The organism is Actinomadura geliboluensis, assembly GCF_005889745.1.
GTDB classification, from domain to species: Bacteria; Actinomycetota; Actinomycetes; order Streptosporangiales; family Streptosporangiaceae; genus Spirillospora; species Spirillospora geliboluensis.
In genome coordinates, this window is sequence record NZ_VCKZ01000530.1 from 1 (window position 1) to 5,565 (window position 5,565).

The following is a 5,565-nucleotide window of genomic DNA, read 5'->3' on the forward strand; positions in this document are numbered from 1 at the left end:
CGCGCCGGGGACCGCGGCCTTGGTGCCGGGCCGGGCCGCGGTGTCCGGGCAGGGCTTCGGCAACGGACCGACGTACCCAGGTGGTGCGGCAAGCGGGTTCGACTTCGCGTCCGTCGGCTCAGTGTCCTTTTCTTCCGCCTTCTTCTCCGTCTTCCGCAGGCCCTCGTTCTCATCGGCATGCTCGAAGGGGTCGGTCTCCTCGATCGGCGGGACGACGCAGTCGAACCCCTCCGCCGCGATCACGGTGACGTAGCCGTTGAGGTAGTCGCCCTTGATGGCCTTGAGCGCCTCGTCGGTGAACGGGTACGTCAGCAGGATCTCCAGCGACTTCGGCAGGTCGCGGCCGGAGTCGGCGAGCTTGCGGAGGATGACCGACAGCGCCCGCAGGTTCGCGGCCGTGTCGTCCTTGCTGGCGTTGATCGTCTTGACGGCGACGTCCGACAGCTTCTCCAGCCGGCGCAGCATCTCGACGAGCCGGCCGCGCTGCTCCTCCAGCACCTTCAGGCCGGGCGACAGGTCGGTCAGCACGGTCGACACCTGCCCGTTGCGGGACGCGACCGTGGACGACAGCCGGTTCAGCCCGTCGAGCGCGTTCACGATCGACTGCCGGTTGCGGTTCAGCGTCGAGGTGAAGGTGTTGAGGTTCTCCAGCGCGGAGCGGACCTTGTCCTCGCGCCCGTTGAGCGCCTGGTTCAGCTCCCGGTTGATCGTGCGGATCTGCGGGAGCCCGCCGCCCGACAGCAGCAGCGACAGCGCGCCGAACACCTCTTCGGTGTCGGCGTTGCGCGTCGTGCGGGACGCCGGGATCACGGCGCCGTCGGTGAGCCGCTGCGGGGACGGAGCCGTCGTGGGCGCCGCCAGCTTGACGTACTTCTCTCCCAGCAGGCTCGACTGCTCCAGGTTCGCGACGGAGTTGGCGGGCAGGTGAACGTCGCCGTTGATGATCAGTGTCACCTCGGCCTGCCACGCGCCCTTCGGCAGTGACACCTTCTTCACCCGGCCGACCGGCACGTCGTTGACGCGGACGGCCGCCTGCGGGACGAGGTTCAGCACGTCCTCGAACTGCACCTTGACCGTGTACGGGTGGTCGCCGACGTCGGCGCCGCCGGGCAGCGGGACGTCCTCCAGCCGCACCGAGCAGCCCGCCGCCAGCACGGCGCCGGCGGTGAGGGCCGCGACGAGCTTGGGCACGCGCATCAGCGGTCCCCCTTCTTCCCGGTGGAGCCGGCGTAGATCTTGCCCGCGGGCGGCAGCGGCAGGGCCGGAAGGCCGGTCTGCTGCGTGGGCGCCACGGCGACCAGCCCGCCCTTGTTCAGCCGGTCGCACTGCTCGCGGAGCGTCGCGGTCGCGGACGCCGCCGCGGCGCACAGCGGCCGCTGGTCGGCGGCGGGCGGGTCGACGCCCGGCTGGTCCAGGCTGCCGAACGCCTTGGTGATCTCCAGGAGGTTGCCGCGCGCCATCAGCGTGCGGGTCTTCGGGTCGTAGGCGTTCAGCGCGTTCTGCGTCACCAGCGGCGCGGTGTCGACGAGTTCGGCGAGCGACGCCCGCTCGTCCACCAGGATTTGGGTGACCTTGGCGAGCTTGCCGACGTTCGTCTTCAGCGCCGCCCGGTTGTCCTGGACGAACCCCTTCACCTCGGCGAGCGCCCGCGCGAGGCTGCGCAGCGCCGCGCCGAGTTCGTCGCGGTCGGCGGCGAGGAACCGGCTCACCTCGGCGAGCTGGTTCTCGGCCAGCCGGATCTGCCCGTCGTTGGCGCGGAGCATCTCGCTGAACTTGTTGAGGTTGGCGATGGTGGCGTACAAGTCGCCGCTGTTGTCGGCGAGCGTCTGCGACGCCTTGCCGAGGTCGGAGATCATCGTGTTGAGCGCCTGGCCGTTGCCGCCGAGGTTGGCGGCGCCGACCCGGATCACGTCCGACAGGGCGCCCTGGGCGTTCAGCCCCTGCGGGCCGAGGTCGCCGGAGATCTTCCGGACGGCGGTGTAGAGCTGGTCGAGCTCCAGCGGCGTCGCGGTGTTGTTCACGTCGATCGAGGCGCCGTCGGCCATCTTCGGGCCGCCGCTGTAGGCGGGGTCGAGCTGGACGTACCGGTCGGACACCAGGTTCGGCGCGATGACGACGGCGCGGGCGGCGGCGGGGACGTCGACGTCGTCGTCCACCCGCATCTCGACCTTGACCTTGTCGCCGAGCGGTTCAATGGAGCCGATCGACCCGACCTTCACGCCGAGGACGCGGACGTCGGAGCCCGGGTAGACGCCGATCGCGGTCGCGAAGTACGCGGTGATCTTGTGCGTGGGCCCGCCGCTCAGCAGCGGGACGAGCGCGATCGCGACCAGCAGCACGAACACCGCGATCAGCGCCTGCACCACCCGCGTCCGGTGGTCGCGGATCGGCGAGCCGAGCTTCGGCAGCTTCGCCGTGCGCGTCGTGGAGGACGCCATGTCACCGGCCTCCCGTCAGGTGCGGCGGCTTGCAGTGGCCCGGCAGCGGCCGGTCCTTCCACCTGCCGTTCTCCAGGTACTCGTCGGGGACGGTCCCGCACAGGTAGCCGTCCACCCAGCGGCCGTTGCCGGTCGCGTTGCCGAGGACGCGGACGTAGGGGGCGGCGGTCTCCAGCACGCGCTCCAGGTTCTTCTGGTTGCGTTCGAGGGTGGTGGTGACCCGCTCCAAGGACGCCAGCGTCGGCCCGAGGGTGCGGCGGTTGTCGTTCACCAGGCCGACCAGCTCGTTGGAGAGGCGGTTGGTGCCGACGAGCAGCGCGTGGATGGCGTCGCGGCGCTGCCGCAGCTCGGCCAGCAGCAGGTTGCCGTCCTTGAACAGCGTCTCGAACTGGGAGTTCTGCGCGGCGATCGTGCCCGAGAGCTGCTTGGTCCCCGCGAGCAGCCGGGACAGCTCGGCGTCCCGCGACGCGATCGTGGTGGACAGCGACGACAGCCCGTGCAGCGCGACCCGGACGCTCGCCGGCGTGTCCTCGAACGTCGTGGAGATCGTCTCCAGGCTCGCGGCGAGCTTGGCGGTGTCGAGGTCCTCGAACGTCCGGCCGAGGTCCTGGAACGCCGTCGTGACGTCGTAGGGGGCCACCGTCCGGTCGAGCGGGATCGTCTGCTCCGGGTTCTGCTTCCGGTAGCCGAGCGGGTCGAGCTGCAGGTACTTCGAGCCCAGCAGCGTCTTGATCATGATGGTGGCGCGGGTGGCGTCGCCGATCCAGGTGTCCTTGACCCGGAAGGTGACCTTCACCTTGTTGCCCTTGAGCGAGACGTCGGTGACCTTGCCGACCTTGACCCCGGCGACCCGGACCTCCTGGCCGTCCTTCAGCCCGGCGGCCTCGGAGAAGTACGCGCTGTAAGTCGTCCCGCCGCCGATGACCGGCAGCCGGTCGGCGCGGTAGGCGAGCAGGCCGAGCACCAGCAGCACGGCGATGCCGGTGGCGGCCACCGCGACCGGGTTGCGTTCCCGCAGCGGCTTCATCCGCGGCACCTCGCGTCCTTGATCGGGATCCCGGTGGGCGGCGGCTCGTCGGACACGTCGGATCCGGCCCAGGTGACGCCGACGAGCTTGACCTCGCACTGGTAGAAGTTCATCCACGAACCGTAGGAGCCCAGCCGCCCGAGCGTCGCCGCCTTCCCGGGCGACCGCTGCAGGAAGCGCTCCAGCAGCGGCCTGTCGCGGTCGAGGTTGTCTGCGAGGCGGCCGAGGTGGACGATGTCGTCCTTCAGCGGCGGGCGCGCGACCTGGAGGAGCCCGGCGGTGGCGCTGGTCAGGTCGGCGATCGACCCGAGCGCCTCGCCGATCGGCCCGCGGTCGGCGGCGAGCCCGGAGGTGAACCGGCGCAGCGTGGTGACGAGGTCGACGAGCTGCCGGTCCCGCGCGTTGACGGTCTGGACGACGCTGTTCAGGTTCGTGATGACCCGTCCGATGACCTGGTCCTTGGCGGCGAGCGTGGTGGTCAGCTCCCCGACCGTGCGCAGCAGGCTCTCGATGGTGCCGCCCTCGCCCTGGAGCACCTTGACGATCGACTCGGAGAGCTTGTTGGCGTCGCCGGGCGACAGCGCCTGCATCAGCGGCTGGAAACCCTGGAACAGCTGGGTGAGGTTGAGCGTGCCCGTCGTCTGCCGAACCGGGATCGTCCCGCCGGGTTTCAACGCCGCACCCGGAGAACCGGGGCCGCGGCCGAGGGCGATGTAGCGTCCGCCGACCAGGTTCAGGTACTTGACGGCGGCGGTCGCCGACGCCGGGATCTCCCGGTCGCGGTCGACCTCGAACGTGACGCGCGCCAGCCGCCGGTCGCTGACCTCGATCTTCTCGACCTGGCCGACCTCGACGCCCGCGATCCGGACGCCGTGCCCCGGATGCAGCCCGGCGACGTCGGTGAACTTGGCGTGGTAGGTGACGCGGTCGCCGCTGGTCGCGCCGGTGATGCTGGAGGCCAGCAGCATCGTCGCCGCCGCCGTCACCGCGATGAAGATCAGCGAGCTGGTGAGCGGGAACGCCAGGCCCTTGAGCCCCTGTCCGCCGAGCCTCACTTGACCGTCACCTCCGTGCCCCGGTAGATCGGGCCGATCAGGACGCTCGACCAGTCCGGCAGCTCCTCGGGGACCTCGTCGAGCGACGGCCCGGCCAGCTCGTTGACCAGGTCGTTCTCGGACGCCGAGTTGGCGGGCCCGAGCCCGCTCCGGCCCGCGCCGCCGCCCTCGCCGGGAATCCCGCCCGCGGACAGGACCCGTGTCGCGCCGTCTGCCGCCAGGTACGGGACGCTGGGGCAGCGAGGCCCGCCGCCGGAGCCGTAGCGCGGCTTGTCCCTGCCCGGCAGGTACCGGCCCTTGTGCGGGACGGACACGACCACACCGTGCACGCCGTGCCTGTCGGTGCCCTGCCCGAGCACCCGGTTCATCTTCGGGACGAACTCGGCGAGCGTCCTGAACGTGCAGGGCGCGGCCGGGGCGTACCGGCGCATCAGCTCAAGGCTCCCGCGGCTCGCGGACGCCAGCGCGATGATGTTCCCGGAGTTGGCGCGCAGGAAGCCGTCCAGGTCGGCGGACGATCCCGACACCGCGTCGTACAGGCTCGCGATCGCCGCGCGCTGCTCGGCGAGCGTGCGGCTGGTCACCGTGAAGTCCGTGAGGGCCTGCAGCAGGTCGGGGGCCGCGTCGGACGCGTGCCGCGAGAACTCCGCCAGCTCGGCGAGGTTGCGCGCGAGCGCCGGGACCTCGGGGTTGAGTTTCCGCAGGAACGCGTCGAGCTGCTCGAAGTTGCGTCCGATCTGGTCGCCGCGCCCCTGCAGCGCCGTCGCCATCGCGTTCAGCGTCGCCGACAGCTTCGCCGGCTGGACGGTGTTCAGCAGGTCCATCGTGCGGTTCAGGACCTCCGACAGCTCGACCGCGTTCTCGCTGCGGTCCTCGGAGATCACGTCGCCCTCCTCGATCGGCCCGGCCGACGAGCCGGGCGGCGCGGCGAGCGACACGTACCGGGCGCCGAACACCGTCGTCGGCAGCAGCCGCGCCCGCACGTCCGCCGGGACGCGGTCCGCGAGCTCCGGCTTGAGCGCCAGTTCGAGCTTCGCGCCCGTCC

5 protein-coding genes are annotated in these 5,565 nt (G+C 71.3%); all 5 read right to left on the reverse strand.

The genetic code is table 11. The features are described 5' to 3' along the window. Positions 1–1,197, reverse strand: a 1,197-nt coding sequence (locus ETD96_RS40495) for an MCE family protein (RefSeq protein WP_138641782.1), incomplete at its 3' end; no start/stop codon positions are given. Beyond that, a complete protein-coding gene (locus ETD96_RS40500; protein WP_138641783.1) occupies positions 1,197–2,438 on the reverse strand; it encodes an MCE family protein in 1,242 nt (413 codons plus the stop codon). The genes ETD96_RS40495 and ETD96_RS40500, both read right to left, overlap by 1 nt. Before the next feature lies 1 nt (position 2,439). After that, a complete protein-coding gene (locus tag ETD96_RS40505) occupies positions 2,440–3,465 on the reverse strand; it encodes an MCE family protein (RefSeq protein WP_138641784.1) in 1,026 nt (341 codons plus the stop codon). Further along, positions 3,462–4,520 (reverse strand): MCE family protein, encoded by a 1,059-nt coding sequence (locus tag ETD96_RS40510; protein ID WP_138641785.1) that lies wholly within the window; start codon positions 4,518–4,520, stop codon positions 3,462–3,464. Before ETD96_RS40510 ends, ETD96_RS40505 begins: the two co-directional genes overlap by 4 nt. Further along, the coding region (locus tag ETD96_RS40515) for an MCE family protein (protein ID WP_138641786.1) at positions 4,517–5,565 on the reverse strand (1,049 nt) is incomplete at its 5' end. The genes ETD96_RS40515 and ETD96_RS40510, both read right to left, overlap by 4 nt.

Coding starts and splice junctions, on each gene's coding strand:
- ETD96_RS40500 (WP_138641783.1), bottom strand. CDS start 2,438: ATGGCGTCCTCCACGACGCGCACGGCGAAGCTGCCGAAGCTCGGCTCG.
- ETD96_RS40505 (WP_138641784.1), bottom strand. CDS start 3,465: ATGAAGCCGCTGCGGGAACGCAACCCGGTCGCGGTGGCCGCCACCGGC.